Annotated in this window: 8 protein-coding genes and 4 pseudogenes; 4 read left to right on the top strand and 8 right to left on the bottom strand. The window is 63.0% G+C overall.

The features are described from left to right. Positions 1–49 precede the first annotated feature (49 nt). A pseudogene (locus CBI38_RS40665) lies at positions 50–2074 on the bottom strand (condensation domain-containing protein); the annotation flags it as partial. 229 nt (positions 2075–2303) lie between these two features. After that, positions 2304–2948, bottom strand: a pseudogene (locus tag CBI38_RS25770) (hypothetical protein); the annotation flags it as partial. A gap of 213 nt (positions 2949–3161) precedes the next feature. Between CBI38_RS25770 and CBI38_RS25775 the strand changes: the two are divergent. Next, positions 3162–4907 (top strand): sigma-54-dependent Fis family transcriptional regulator, encoded by a 1746-nt coding sequence (locus CBI38_RS25775; RefSeq protein ID WP_230989964.1) that lies wholly within the window; start codon positions 3162–3164, stop codon positions 4905–4907. 40 nt (positions 4908–4947) lie between these two features. Here CBI38_RS25775 and nudC read toward each other — a convergent pair whose 3' ends face one another. Then, the gene (gene nudC, locus CBI38_RS25780; protein ID WP_109333361.1) at positions 4948–5850 is read right to left on the bottom strand and encodes an NAD(+) diphosphatase; all 903 of its coding nucleotides are present in this window, start codon (positions 5848–5850) and stop codon (positions 4948–4950) included. Positions 5851–5918: 68 nt separating this feature from the next. Continuing rightward, positions 5919–6662: an alpha/beta fold hydrolase gene (locus CBI38_RS25785; protein ID WP_109333363.1), complete on the bottom strand. Its 744-nt coding sequence runs from the start codon at positions 6660–6662 to the stop codon at positions 5919–5921. A gap of 221 nt (positions 6663–6883) precedes the next feature. Between CBI38_RS25785 and CBI38_RS25790 the strand changes: the two genes are divergently transcribed. The 3 genes and pseudogenes from CBI38_RS25790 to CBI38_RS39350 all read left to right on the top strand — a co-directional run. Then, a complete protein-coding gene (locus CBI38_RS25790; protein WP_109333365.1) occupies positions 6884–7816 on the top strand; it encodes an alpha/beta hydrolase in 933 nt (310 codons plus the stop codon). 166 nt (positions 7817–7982) lie between these two features. Then, positions 7983–9206: a CaiB/BaiF CoA transferase family protein gene (locus CBI38_RS25795; RefSeq protein ID WP_109333367.1), complete on the top strand. Its 1224-nt coding sequence runs from the start codon at positions 7983–7985 to the stop codon at positions 9204–9206. A 227-nt stretch (positions 9207–9433) separates the two neighbouring features. Further along, positions 9434–9594, top strand: a pseudogene (locus CBI38_RS39350) (acyl-CoA dehydrogenase); the annotation flags it as partial. Positions 9595–9724: 130 nt separating this feature from the next. On the opposite strand, the pseudogene CBI38_RS39355 reads toward CBI38_RS39350, so the two are convergent. From CBI38_RS39355 to CBI38_RS25820, 4 genes and pseudogenes are all read right to left on the bottom strand, one after another. Next, positions 9725–9889 (bottom strand): annotated as a pseudogene (locus CBI38_RS39355) (enoyl-CoA hydratase-related protein); the annotation flags it as partial. Between the two features lie 214 nt (positions 9890–10103). Then, positions 10104–11009 (bottom strand): alpha/beta hydrolase, encoded by a 906-nt coding sequence (locus CBI38_RS25810; RefSeq protein WP_109333370.1) that lies wholly within the window; start codon positions 11007–11009, stop codon positions 10104–10106. Positions 11010–11054: 45 nt separating this feature from the next. Then, positions 11055–12671: a flavin-containing monooxygenase gene (locus CBI38_RS25815; protein ID WP_109333372.1), complete on the bottom strand. Its 1617-nt coding sequence runs from the start codon at positions 12669–12671 to the stop codon at positions 11055–11057. Positions 12672–12788: 117 nt separating this feature from the next. After that, positions 12789–14261, bottom strand: a complete 1473-nt coding sequence (locus tag CBI38_RS25820) for an aldehyde dehydrogenase family protein (RefSeq protein WP_109333374.1) — start codon at positions 14259–14261, stop codon at positions 12789–12791. Between the last annotated feature and the right edge of the window lie 230 nt (positions 14262–14491).

A 14491-nucleotide genomic window follows, 5' to 3' on the forward strand; every position in this document is an offset into this window, starting at 1 on the left:
GTTCGGAGTCGGTGAGGATATCGATCTCGCCGACAGCTGTTTCCGGGTTTGCCGTGACCGTCTCCAGGATGCGCCGAAATCGCATTCCGAGCCCGACCACCGTTTCCGGGTCGAACAGATCGGTGGCGAATCCGAGACTCACCGTGATTCCGCACGGAGTGCCGTCGGCGTCGAAGAATTCTTCCGTCGCCACCCGAAGGTCGAATCGGCCGATCTCGGGCCGGACACCCTCCGGATCGTCGCGACGCTCGAGAAGCACCTGGACAATCGGCGAATACGCCGCGGAATCGCCGATCTCGAGCGCCCGCACCACCTGCTCGAGCAGAACGTCCCCATGTTGGAATGCTTCCACTTCCACCTCGTGCACGTGGTCGAGCAGGGCTGTGAAGGCCAGGTCCGGTCGAACGCGCGTCCGCAGCACCACGATGTCCCGGCCGCCGTCCGCGGCGGCAGTCGTAGCGACGGCCACATCCGAGGTACCGGCAAGCCGGCTCAGGAGAACTGCCAGGGCTGCGTGCAGCACTGGAAAGGTTGTCGTACCGTGCTCCGATGCCAGCTCGACCACCCGGCGATGTGTGTCGGCACCTATCGGGAGTCCCACCCGGTCTCCCCGCAGGGATTGCACGGCGGGCCGGGTTCGATCGGAGGGCAGATTCAGCACCTCGGTAAGACCCGACAACCGTGCTTTCCAGAACTCGAGGTGACCCGCTTCGAGGCGTAGTCGCTCGCCTATGCGGGCGGTCGCGCAGTGCACGGTCGACAGGGACACGTCCGTGTCGGCCGCGATGAACTCCTCGAGCAACTCGACGAATTGCCGGTGATGCGTGCGCAGCGCCGCGTCCTCGTACCGATCCGGATTCGCCCGGAAATCGACGGAGACGTCTGCCGGCGTGCCGCTCGAATACACGTTGACCAGCAGATCTTCCACCGGGCCAGATGTGACGATGTGGTATTCGCCCACCAAGTCGCCCAGCTGGACGTCGTGCGGGAAGAGCATGACGTTGACCATGGGACCGTACAGCCGGGTGGCATTGCTCGCGCTCATGTCGCGGCGAATATCGTCGATGCTGCACCTTTGATGGCGCAGCGCTCCCATCAGTTCACGCTGAACCCGCGACACGAGGGCCCCGACCGTGTCCCCTTCCTCGACCGAGATCGACAGGGGCGCGACATTGACCATCATGCCGCCGGAATTGCGCAGCAACGACGTGGTCCGGCCGGACAGGGGAACGTGCACGAGCACATCTGTTTTACCGGTCAGGCGCGACAGGTAGCAGGCGAATGCGGCGATGATAGTGGCTGCGGCGGCCGCCGTTGCCCGCCTGCCGGACCCGTGGAGGCCGGTCGTCGCCGCCTCGGACAGCACGGCGCTTTCGACCTTGCTCCTGGCCACTGCCGGCGCGGGCCGCTCGGCCAGGGTCGATCCTTCTACGGCCTCGATACGTTGTGCCCAGTACGTCCGATCCGCCGTGTACCTAGCCGAGGATCGGTAGCGGGCATCGATGTCGTACAGCTCGCGCAGGGTGGCCGCCCGACTCTGGTCCGGTTCCCGCGCGCTTACCGAGGCCGAATACCGGTGCGCGATGCGGCTGAGCATCGTCATGGCGGCGTATCCGTCGAGGGCGACGTGGTGGATGCGACTGTACCAAAGGTAGTGCGACTCGCCCACGCACAAAATCGACGTCTCGACCAGTCGATCGGCCTCGAGATCGAGGGGGGTTCGGTAGTCCTTGTCCATCCAGTCGTGGGCAGCCGCGACCGGGTCGTTCTCGCCGCGGAAGTCGAGGAAGGCGATCGACGTGTCGGTCGTGTGGTCCACGTACTGCATCGGCCGGCCGTCGACCTCGACCACCTTCAGAAAGGGTGACTGAAATTCGCGACCGGCGGCGACGGTTTCCCTCCGCAACAGGTCGACGTCGAGGTCGCCGTGCAGCTCCACGTACTGCGCGATCGAAATCGGCACCGCGGGCTCGAGTTGCTGCGCGAACCACGTGGCACGCTGCGCCGCGGACAGCGGGAAGAGTGCCGCGTCCGGATTGTGCGTCAGGGGGTTGGGCGTGTCGAGACGTTTCACGGCGGCTCCTCCGCGTACGGTATCCCCGACCGAAGAAATCGTGGCCGCGTCCGAACCTGGACACGCGCTTGTGTGAGGCGGACGCTTCTCCCCGCCCCCCGGCTCATCCGTTCGGCTTCACCACAAAACACAACACTTCATGCTTGCATAGCCGCGCGCCTCTTTTGGGCGGATTCGGCCGGTCGCGATGCCCGGTGTTTCAGGTCTGCTGAGCTGTGCAAACCTGCGATCATCCCGTTTCGTTCGACCGACTCCGCGTCCCCTCGATGCGCTGCCGCTGCCGGGCCCCGTACGCCGCCTCAGTGACGGCAGCGTCGTCCTCGAGGCCCGACCCGAGCGCCCCACCGATGGTGGCGATGGACGCCAGCAGCCAGGCGAGCGTGAGGTAATCGGAGAAGTTGACCCCGTGCCCCAGAATGCGGGACAGCAGTTCCGGGGGAAGAGTGAGACACGCCGTGAACAGCAGCAGGCAGAACAGGGCCACGTGGAGGACGATCACGCCGATGACCAGGGTGACGACGGTTGCGGTGTTGTACAGCACCGAACGGTCGCGTTCCTCCGGCGACCGAGGCCGCTCCCAGAGTTCATGATCAAGGATCAACCAGAGAATCATCGCCACGATCGACAGGACCGTTGCCGCACTCATACGCCACGGACCCATCGTGTCGGCGAACATCCAGATGGTGCTGGTAGCCAGCGCGACAGCACCAGTGGCGAAGGCGCCGACGAGGACCTTCGACAGTCCGGTGACCAAGCGCCACGGCCGGTTGGCCCGCACCATCCCCGACAGCAGTCGAAGTCGCCGCAGACCCGAGGGCCCGAAGTACCGGATGCCCTCCTCGATCTGCACACACGGGAACCGTCGCGTCGCGCCCGCGGCCCTCGATGTTGCCACCCGATCAGCGAACGGACTGTAGCAAAACAGGACACTGCGCCCGATGTGAGCCAAGTTACATTGCCAGGCGGAATCAGCTCAGGAATTCAGTGGTTATGTAAGGTGGCTATGAGTATCAACAAGGCGCGCCGCGGGCCATGGAACGAACGTGGACGATTCCGGACATCAGCGCCATCGCGAGAGAACCAAGAGATGAGCAATCTCCGACCCGAGATCGAAGCGTCGTGGCGACGGTGTGAAGTTATCGGCGTCTCGTCCGGCGATGACGACCTTCCCTACACGCCGGACGTGGATCGCGACAGCCGGTTGAGAAGAGCCGCCGATCCCGTGATCGACAACCTCGTCCTCCACCTGCTGGACGCCCCCGCGACCATCCTGCTGGCCGATTCCGCCGCGCAGATCGTCGACCGCAGGGCTGGCAACGCTGGGTTGCGAGCGCGTCTGGACCGCGCCTACGTGGCACCCGGATTCCGGTATGCCGAGGAAGACACCGGCACCAACGGGATCGGCACCGCGTTGGAGGAGCGACGACCGTTCCAGGTCAGCGGTGGCGAGCACTACCGTGAGGCGCTGCAGAGCCTGGCGTGCGTCGGTGTTCCGATCATCCATCCGATCACCCGCACCGTGGAGGGGATACTCGACATCACCTCCAACCTGTCGGATTCCAACGCGCTGATGGGCGCCCTGGCGAAATCAGCCGTTCGCGAAATTCAGTCGCGCCTCTATGCCGAGTCCTCCGATCGCGAGCAACGGCTTCTCCAGTCCTTCCTGCAGGCCTCTCGTCGCGGCTCCTCCGCAGTGGTGTCCTTGAACCAGGATGTCATCATGACCACTCCGATGGCCGCGCAGATCATCGACACGTCCGACCAGGCGCTCCTCTGGGATTGGGCATGCCGAATGCTCGCCGGCCGCGACGAATTCATCGGGGAAGTCAGGCTCGCCGATAACGTCACAGTATCCGCGACTGCCCGTAGAGTCGGAGACTCCCGATCACCGGCGGGCATCGTCATCGAGATGCGGCAGCATCTCCGCGATACGAAGAAGTCGTCCGCCCGTCAATTGGCGTCAGCCTCCGCCGCCGCCGAAAAGCGCGCGGAGACTGTCAGGATTCCCGGCCGCAGTTTGTCGACGAAACGACTGCAGACCGAACTCGAGCGGCTCGCCTCGATCGACGCACCTGTCCTCGTCACCGGAGAACCCGGCGTCGGCAAGTTCTTCGCCGCTAGCGCCCTCCACCGGATGCAGGATGCCGACGGCCGTTTCACCGTGTTCGACGCTGCTACCGCCTCTGTCGATCCCGACGCGTGGATTGCCGGACTGGTCAATTGGAACAAGGTCGACGGCGCCCTTATCATCCGGCATCTCGATCTCCTGCCGGAAAAACTGGTCCCCAACGTCTGCGCGGTCCTCAGTGAGGCAGCCGACCATCGCGCTCAGATCATTGCCACCGCCGGCGAAGCGATCCGTCAAGGTCCCGCCGGACGACTGTGCGATCACTTCATGCGCCGCATCGAGATCGATCCACTGCGACTTCGGTCCGAAGATATCGCCGACATCAGTGTCGCCCTACTACGTAAGCACTCCCCCGACCGCAACGGCCTGCGACTGCAACCCGCTGCTCTGCAACTGCTGATCGCGCGGGACTGGCCGGGGAATGTCCGAGAACTCGAATCGGTTCTGGCGTCCTCGCTCCTGCGGTCGATGGGCTCCGACATCGGGGTGCAGCATCTGCCCGACGGATACCGCGACGGTGATCTACGCCGCCGAAATGCCTCGACGTCGCTCGAATTGGCGGAGCGTGACGCGTTGCTCAAAGCACTCGTCGAGACCGACGGCAACAAACTACTGGCTGCGCAACGCCTGGGGGTAGCTCGCTCCACCCTTTACCGCAAAATGCGCGCACTGGGTATCGACGGGAGCCGGTTCCTTCCGCAGTAGCGCCACTCGATGACGGAACCGTGCCGATCGAGACAGAACGTCAGTCACCGGCTCGCGCCCAGGCCTCGAGCATGCGCCTCGCAATCGAGGCTGCACCGGGCAACAACATGTGCACCTCCGTCGAACTCGTCCAATCCCCGGCAGCCAGAGCCTCCCGTACCTCCGCGCGGGTACACCAGACAGCTTCGCCGATCTCGCCATCACTGAAGACGAGCTCGTCTCGGGGGTCGGCCGTCGCATGGAATCCGAGCATGAGGGATCGCGGGAAGGGCCAGGGCTGACTTCCGACGTAGACCACATCGGAGACCGTGAGACCGACCTCCTCCGCAACTTCCCGTGCCACACAGCTTTCCAGAGACTCGCCCGCCTCGACGAAGCCCGCGAGCGTCGAGAAATTCCGTGCCGGCCAGTTCGCCTGACGCGCCAGCAGGACTCGGTCTGCCCCGTCGTGCACGAGACAAATGATCGCGGGATCGGTACGCGGGTACTCCTCCCGACCGCACGCCGTGCACACGCGCATCCAACCACCCGAGGTGATCGTTGCCGGCGCCCCATCCTTGACGCAGAAGGGGGCGTCGTCCTGCCACGTCAGCAAGGCCATCGCTGTGACATACCGGTCGGTGTCGGCAGCGTCGAGGATTGCTCCGTGTGAGCGCAGGTCACCGAGCTCGACCACGGTTCCTGTCGTGGAATTGTCAGCGAGGGACTCGTCCCGCACCGCCCACTCGTGAACCGAGCCGCAGACGCCGAGCAGGACGGCGTGAACGGGAGGCTCGGCGTAGAAGTCGGTGGCCGGTTCCAGCATCAGTTGTCCGTCCACAAGCCGGACCTGACCACGCCCGTTCACACGAAGTATTCGCGCATCCGGCCACGCCTCCACCCACGCGGTCGCGTCGTCACGCACCGGGAAGGGACGGCTCACCGTCGCAACGTGATTCAACATGGTGAATTCTCCCTGACTTCATAATTCGAACGTGGCATTCCCGTACCGGGATTGCGTTCCCGGTCAGATCAGTACAGAGATTGCTCCCACAACGCCACCGTCTCCGGAGCGTTCTCCACCATGGGGTAGTGCCCGGCTTTGCCCCGCACGGTCCTCAGGTTCCCGTGCGGCAAGGCCACCAATGTGTCCCCTAGGTACTCGGCCGTGACAAAGGGGTCGCTTTCACCCACGATCAGGGTGGTAGGCCCTTCGTAGGTGCCTATCCGGTCGAGGAAGTCGGGGCTGGTCCAGTTCTTCAGGTAGGACTCCCACGTCGCCTGGTCCATCGTCGAGCGGTTGCGGTCGACGAGGTTCTTCAAATCTGTCTCGTCGATGTGTGGTGCCAGTGCGCCCCGGATGGCTGCACCCGGGTCTGCCCAGGCCGCGGCGAAAGATTCGTAGGTCGCCTGGTCGAGAGGGGTACCCGCCGGGGAGACGGGCGTCAGTGCGACGACCGAGGTCACGCGTTCAGGTGCGAGGGTCGCCACCCGAAGAGCTGTGGTGCCGCCCATCGAATGTCCGAGTACGGAAAAGGTCGACCATCCGAGCTGGTCGGCGGCGCCGAGGGCGACCGCGGCCATCCCGTCGATTCCGTCGGCCGGCGCCTCGGGACGGTTCACCCCGTATCCCGGAAAGTCGACGTACGCGTAGGTGAAGCGGGACTGATCCGTCAGGGCGCGTGCTTTGAGCCACACGCTGCTGTCCAGCGCCCAGCCGTGCAACACCAAGACCCGATGGTCACCGTTTCCTTCGATCGCTGCAATCGCGTTCACTGCCGTACCTCCCTGTCGGCGACGCTGAAACTCCAGCCGTCGGTTGATCACTCCGAACGAACCTAGAACCGCAGTAGGGCGTCGGCGTGTCCGATTGTGAAACACACCCACGCGGCGGATGCATGTGCCATTTTCGGACACTTTCGGCGCCGGACGCACCCATAGTGTGGCGCCACCTGCCTGCTGAACAGACTTGCCCATGACACGAAGGAGAACACACCATGGCACTCGATCTTGCGGTCAAGAATTTGATAGACACTCTGAACGAGCAGGGACTGAAGTCGTTCGAGCAGATGAGCATTGCTGAAGTCCGTGAGGTCGTCGAGTCCTTCAGCGGCCTCCAGGCACCGAAGGCAGACGTCGCGCGTGTTGTCGATACGGTCTACCCCGGACCCGGCGGCGATCAGGCAATTCGCCTCTACATCCCGGAGTCCGACACTCCGCTGCCGGTCGTGCTGTACATCCACGGTGGTGGCTGGGTCGCCGGCAGCCTCGACGTCACCGAGCAGCCATGCCGCGCGCTGGCCTCCGACGCGCAAGTCATCGTCGCCGCACCGAGTTACCGGAAGGCACCCGAGCACAAGTTCCCTGCCGCACCCGACGATGCATTCGCCGCACTGAACTGGGTGATCGAGCACGCAGCCGACTTCGGTGGCGACAGCATGCGGGTAGCCGTCATGGGCGACAGCGCCGGAGGCAACCTCGCCGCGGTCACAGCCCTCCGAGCGCGCGATAACGGCGGCCCGGCATTGCGCGCTCAGGTATTGATCTACCCGGTCATCGACGGCACGGCACGATTCCCGTCGCGCGAGGAGAACGCCGAGGGGTACCTGATCACCACGGCAGCGATCGACTGGTTCTGGGAGCAGTACCTGGCCACGCCGGAAGACGCTGAGAATCCGTACGCCTCCCCGGCCAAGGCCGCGGATCTGTCTGAACTTCCCACGACCTTGCTGTTGCTCAACGAATACGAGGTCACTCGGGACGAGGGCGTGGACTACGGCCGGCGGCTGGCCGACCATGGCGTCCCCGTGCAGGTCGAACTGTATGAAGGCCTTGTCCATGCCGTGTACTGGATGACCGGTGCCATTCCGCGCAGCGCTGAACTGCACAGCGCCGTCGTCGAATTCCTCGGCAAGCAGTTCGCCGACTGAAACACTGCCCGAGCGAGTACGCAATTGCCCCTAGAGGTTCTATCCCTCCGAGTGGTCACTACCCAACACAATGTTACGTATATCTGCAATAGACTCCTTTATTGCGGAAAATTACCCCGACTGTCATAGTCATAAAAATGCTTCCTGTGCAGCGAAAGAGGTTCCAGTGGAACTCACACCCGGCGCTCTCCATGGTCTGCGCGTCATCGATCTGACGACCGTGATCATGGGCCCCTTCGCCACCGCAACCCTCGCCGACATGGGCGCAGACGTCATCAAGGTCGAGAGCCTCGACGGTGACATGAGCCGAGATATAGGTTCCCGCCGCCATGACGGGATGAGCGCTCTGACACTCAACCTCCAGCGCAACAAGCGCAGCATCGCGATCGACCTTGCCTCCGAGGAGGGCCGCGAGATCCTCGACGATCTAGTGCGCAATGCGGATGTGCTGGTGACGAATCTACGGCCACGCTCCCGGCAGAAGTTGGGCATCACCTATGAGCGGCTCTCGGAGAACAATCCGGGACTGATCCTCTGCACCGCACAGGCATACGGATCCGAAACCGTCTTTCGGGACTACCCCGCCTACGACGACATCGTGCAAGCAGCGTCAGGCGCCGCGAAACTCACGGAACTCATCGACGGTGAACCACGTTATGCCCCATACGTCATCGCCGACAAAGTCGTCGGTCTCTACATCGTCATCGCCGTCCTCGCCGCCGCGATGGAGAAGAACCATACCGGCCTCGGCCAGGAGGTCGACGTACCGATGGTCGACGCGATGATCGGTTTCAATCTCGTCGAACACTTCGGTGGCCACACCTTCGCCCCGGCCGAAGGGAACTTCGGATGGGCACGCGTGCTGACACCGGAACGAGTCCCACACCAAACAGCCGACGGCTGGATTTGCATCATGCCGTACTCGGCGAAGAACTGGAACGACTTCTTCACCGTCGCCGGCTGCGGCGACCTGGTGAACAACCCCCGCTACGCCTCGGTGAACGACCGCCACACCCACATGGGCGAACTTCTCTCAGCGATCCGAGAGGCCGTCCCGAGCCGAACCACCCAGGAATGGCTGACCATGTGTGAGGCACACGGAATTCCCGCGTCCGACCTACTCGATCTCGCCCATGCGCACGAAAACCCCTACGTTCTGGACCAGGAACTGATCACTAAGCGCGAACATCCCACCGAAGGCGAGTATTACGCCACCCGCACTCCGTTCGCGATGTCACGCACACCGATCTCGTTCAGCCGGCACGCTCCCCTGCTCGGCGAGGATACCTTCACCATCCTCGAAGAACTCGGTTACTCCGCCGATCGCGTCCATGCGCTGGCCGACACATCGGTAGTGAGGGCGACGTCGCCTCAGGGGACCTCCTCCTGAACGGGGATCGTCGACGGGCACACGCGTGATGCGCTGCGTTACCGACATCGATCCCGACTCGAGTGGTCGGACTCGCTGATCCGACAGCTTTTTCTACGAGGCGCCCCCACCTGAGCGCCGCAAGTGTGTACCGTCCTCCATCACCTCTTCGCTCTCTTCGTTACCCACACCACTGAAGAAGTGCAATTCGCATGCCCATTCGGCCAGGTTTCAAGCCGAGTGACATCCTCGAACTCCTGATTGCCGTCGCACGGTCGTGCGCCGGCCACGTGGCAAGGTCGTCGTCCGCAATGGACACCAGGTACACGGTGCGATCGACACCACCCGCGAGGACAGGCTGCAGGAATTCACCAATTCCGTCCTGGCGTGGTGCTCGGAATTCGGATCCGCCCAAGACTTGTAAAAGAACTCCGTGGAAGCGTCAATTCACTTCCACGGAGTTCTTCGTTTCTCGGGCACGTCACTCGTCAGTGGAGGCGGCAGTTCGCTTCTCCCTGAGGGTGTTGCCTGCCTCCGTGTGATCCCCGGCCAGGAGCGCGGGCTTCGTCGAGCAGCCGCGTGCCACCGTCACCCGGGATGATTCCCAGCTTCACGAAGGTCTCTGCAAGGAGCGCCCTTTCACCGGCAACGCGGAGGTCGCACGTGGGGGCGAGGCCGCATCCGGCACCGATGGCAGGGCCGTTTGTCTCGACGAACCCGTCGCCTCGGAAGAGGACTGGACGATCCATGAGTGTATTTCCCTTATCTTTACTGCGATCGATCCTTCGACTGGTGCCCGACCGGTGCGAACTCGGCGGCGGCCTAAACCGGTGTAGACCGGTCTAGGCCGCCGCCGCGAACACCTTCACCCCTTGCCGCCGAGAACCTTCGCCTTCATACGCGCTGCGGATTTGAGGTTCAGGCGAGGCCCAACTTGGGACGCAGCCACTGGGCGATCCGGCTCAGCGCTTGATCCGCCTCGGGTGCCCGACCCGCATTGAAGTGGAATACATGCTGTTGCTCATCGACCACGTCCAACACCACCTCGCCACTCACCTTCTCGATCAGTTCGGCCAACCGACGTGAGTCGTCCAGAAGCGTCTCATAGCCACCGACCGATACGTACACCGGAGGGAAGTCGGTGTAATCGCTGAGCAGTGGGTTCGCCCGCGGGTCCGTTGCATCTGCGGGTTCGGAGAGGAACATTCCCCGCATCGTTTCCAGAACCGCCCTCTTGGCCAAAACGTCGACCGCGTCGTTCGATTCGACCGTCATCCCTTTGATCTCCATATCGAGCCATGGTGAAAGCGCGACGACGGCAGCAGGAGTGGGAAGGTCCAGACGCGCGAGCTCGAACGTTGTCGAGATCGCGAGATTGGCGCCCGCCGAGTCGCCGACGGTCGCCGTGTACTCCGCCTTGTAACCCTGCGTGCGGAGCCACTTGTGGACGGCCATGCAATCTTCGAGTTGGGCTGGGTGCTTGTGCTCCGGCGCGAGCCGGAAGTCCACGATCAGGGCGCAAACACCCGCCAATTTAGCCAGGTGTGCTGCAAGCTTGCGGTGTGAGAAGCGTGAACCCGTCGCGAAGCCGCCACCGTGGGTAAAGACGATTACGCGGTCTTCGGCGGCCCCCAGAGGCTTGGCCCACATTGCCGGCACACCGTTGGCTGTCACTTCCTCATAGGTGACGTCGGTAGGCTCGATGGTCGGAAGATGCCACTCTTCGAACATATCTCGCTGACTGGCGAGGTCCATTCCTTCGGACCGGGTAAGCCACGACGCGTACAGGTCGTTGAGGAACAGGGATTCTTTGCTCACGGACATGTGTTGCTCACTTTCATCACTACTCGAGGGAGGGAGATTGACTGTTCAGGAAAGCGCGAAGCCCTTGTATCCCGCACACACGGTCTCGTCCCACTTGGCCAGGTAGAGGGGAAGACCACCGGGGTAGTTCAGCAACTGCCGCGGCTTACCCGGGACGTTGGCACCCATGTACCAGGAGTCGGCTCTGTCGTAGAGCGCCTCGGCCGTCAGCTCGGCGACGTGATCGGACCAGGCAGCATCCGCATCCGCCTCGGATTCGATACGGCTCAATCCGTTGTCTCGCATGTAGTCGATGGTGTTGATGACGAGGTCACCTTGGATCTCGGCGCAGCTGGGCCCGTTGCAGAAGCCCGACGGGCTGAGTGGTCCGTAGAGGAACAGCAGGTTGGGGAATCCTGCCGTCGCGACCCCAAGGTTTGCCCGCACGCCGTTCGACCACTTGTCCCGGAGCAACGTACCGTCGGTGCCGCGAATGTCGATCGCGGTCAGGCCACCGGTGACGGCGTCGAAGCCGGTTGCGTAAACGATGATGTCGAACTCGTGCTCTTCCGAAGCGGTCTTCAGCCCGGTGGGCGTGATCGTCTCGATCGGGTCCTCGTGCAGATCGACGAGACGCACGTTGTCCTGGTTGAAGATGTCGTAGTAGGTCTGCTCGAGCGAGGGGCGCTTCACGCCGAAGGGGTACGCCTTCTTCATCGGCGCCAGCTTCTCGGCGATCACCGGGTCCTTGATCCGGGCACGCGTCCGGTCACGCCAGAACTCGTAGGCCGTGTCGTTTGCAGCATCGTCGACGAAGACGTCCTGGTACGTTCCGAGCCAGAACTCGAAACCGTGCTCCCACAGTCGCTCATAGGTGGCGGTTCGCTCTTCGTCGCTCACCTCGAAGGCTGACTTGGGAATGAAGTCGAAGTCGAAGCCGGAGAATGACGCCGGACGACGACTGAATCTGTCCGCCAGATCGGACTTGATCGTCGCGTTGTCCTGGTCGGTGAGCTGGCGCTGTCGCATCGGGAGCGCCTGAACGGGAGTGCGCTGGAAGACGGTCAGCTGTGCGGCTTCCTTCGACGCCTCCTGAGCGACCTGCACGCCGCTGGCGCCGGTACCGATGATGGCGACTCGCTTTCCTGCGAAATCGATTCCGCCTTCGGGCCACAGTCCGGTGTGGTGGTTGATCCCTGCGAAGCTGTCCATTCCCGGGAGCTTCGGGAAGATCGGCTTTGCCGCAAATCCGGTGCACAAAACGAAATACTTGCAGACGAAAAGGTTTCCGTTCTTCGCGGTCACGGTCCAGGTGTTCGCCGTCTCGTCGAACTCGGCGGAAGCGACCCGCGTGTTGTAGTAGATGTCCTTGCTCAGATCGAGCTTCCCGTCGACGTACTTGAAGTAGCGGCGCAGTTCGTCACCTCCGGGGTAAAGCTCGGAGAACCCGAAGTCATCCCATAGGTCGGGGCGCGTGAACTGGTAGATGGGACCTTCGCTGTCTACTCGGGCACCCGGGTAGCGGTTCCAGTGCCAGATTCCGCCCAGGTCCTCACCCGCCTCGACGACCTTCACCGAGTACCCTCGACTCCGTAGATTCTCGAGCTGGTACAACCCGGCGAATCCTGCTCCTACGACGAGAACGTCAAGTACTTCGGTCACGGCTGGTGCGGTAGTGCTCATTGTTGTCTCCTCTTGTTACCGAGTGTTGATTGGGGTTTGATGCTGGGGTTTGTCGGTTGCGCTCTGTGTCGCAGTCTGTGTTGAGCTGACTTATGGGAATCCCGTCCGGCGTGGCTTCTAGGTCCAGCGGACATACGCGGTCTTGGTGGTTGTGAAGAAGGTACGTGCGGCCTTCCCCTGTTCTCGGCTCATGCTGCTCGAGCTCTTGAGCCCACCGAACGGCACATGCGGCTCGACACTGCTGGTCTCGCGATTGATGTGCACCAACCCTGATTGTGTGCGCCGGATGAAGGTCATCGCGGTCGCGATGTCTCTGGTGAAGACTCCCGAGGACAGGCCGTAGTCCGTGTCGTTCGCGGCCTTCAGCGCATCGTCGAAACCATCGACTTCCTGCACGGTCACGACTGGTCCGAAGATCTCCTCCCGGACGAGCCTGCTTTTCTCCGACACTCCGGTCAGGATGGTGGGTGCGATATAGCAAGTGTCGGAATCGAACTCGCGCCTCGTGAGAAACTGGACGTTCTCTTCGCGGGCGAGTTGCAGGTAGCCGGCCACCGTGTCACGTTGCTCCACCGAGGCTAGTGGGCCGATATCGGTGGCCGCGTCGTACGGATTACCGACGACGAGCGCGTCAGCGTGCTTCACCAGCAGTTCTCGTAGCCTGGGAGCGACGGCGCGGTCGACGTAAACCCGGCTCGTCGCGGTGCAACGCTGTCCCGTGTGGAGCATCGCGCTCTTCACGATCTGTAGCGCTGCATCCTCGACATCGGCGTCAGCGAGAACAATGGACGGGTTCTTGCCGCCCAGCTCGAGCTGGACCTTGATGTTGCGATCGGCGACGGCCTGACGGAGTCGCGACCCGACTGCACCCGAACCGGTGAAGGTCAAGGCTGCGAGTCGCGGGTTCCCGGTGAGCGCCGCCGAGAGCTTTCTACCACTGCCTGTCACCAGATTGACGACCCCCGCGGGCAACCCGGCTTCTGCGAGAATCCTCGTCAGGAAGACTGCGGATCCGCAGGCCGGTTCGGCGGGCTTCCACACAACCGCGTTCCCGAAACCTATTGCCGCCGCGATCTTCCACGCCGGAAGCGCGAAAGGGAAGTTCCACGGTGTGACTACACAGACGACGCCGAGCGGCTCCTCTACCGTCATCAGCATCGTGTGTGAGTCGGCACTGGGGTATGTCTCTCCACTGGGTTGCAGAATCTCACCGGCGTAGTAGCGGAGGATGGCGACACTGCGCAGGACTTCGGCGCGTGCGTCACGGATCGCCTTCCCCATGTCTGCGGTGATCGTGAGGGCAGCTTCGTGAACGCGGCTTTCCAGAAGGTCAGCGGCAGAACGAAGATAGTTCGACCGCTCAATTGCTGTCGTCTCGGACCACGCTGGTTGAGCACCGCCTGCGGCCGCGTACGCAGCCTCGACATTACTGGGAGTCGCCGAAGCGTAGATTCCCGTCACACGGCGGAGATCGGAGGGATCTAGACGCTCGAAAGTGTCGGTGGCGGTGCTCCATCGACCTGCGATATACAACGTTGTCCCGTCAGCGATCGACGACGGCAACGTTGGTCTGTCCAAGTTCACGGACATTTTTGTTCCCCGATCTGTGTAGGCGCAGAGGTGGTTGGAATCGCCCCTCGGCGCGGAGGTGCTGTGTCTCATCACCCGCACGCGCAAAGCGGCAGGTGTGCCGGTACAAGAATCTTCTCGACAATCTTGTAGTGCGTACTGTCACCGCGGGCGGGTCGATATCGGACTTTCCGGTCTCAGTGCAGTCGAGCGGCGGTAGTCGAAGTGATTGGGAAACCACTCTTGTGTGG

The organism is Rhodococcus oxybenzonivorans (assembly GCF_003130705.1).
Taxonomy (GTDB): Bacteria; Actinomycetota; Actinomycetes; order Mycobacteriales; family Mycobacteriaceae; genus Rhodococcus_F; species Rhodococcus_F oxybenzonivorans.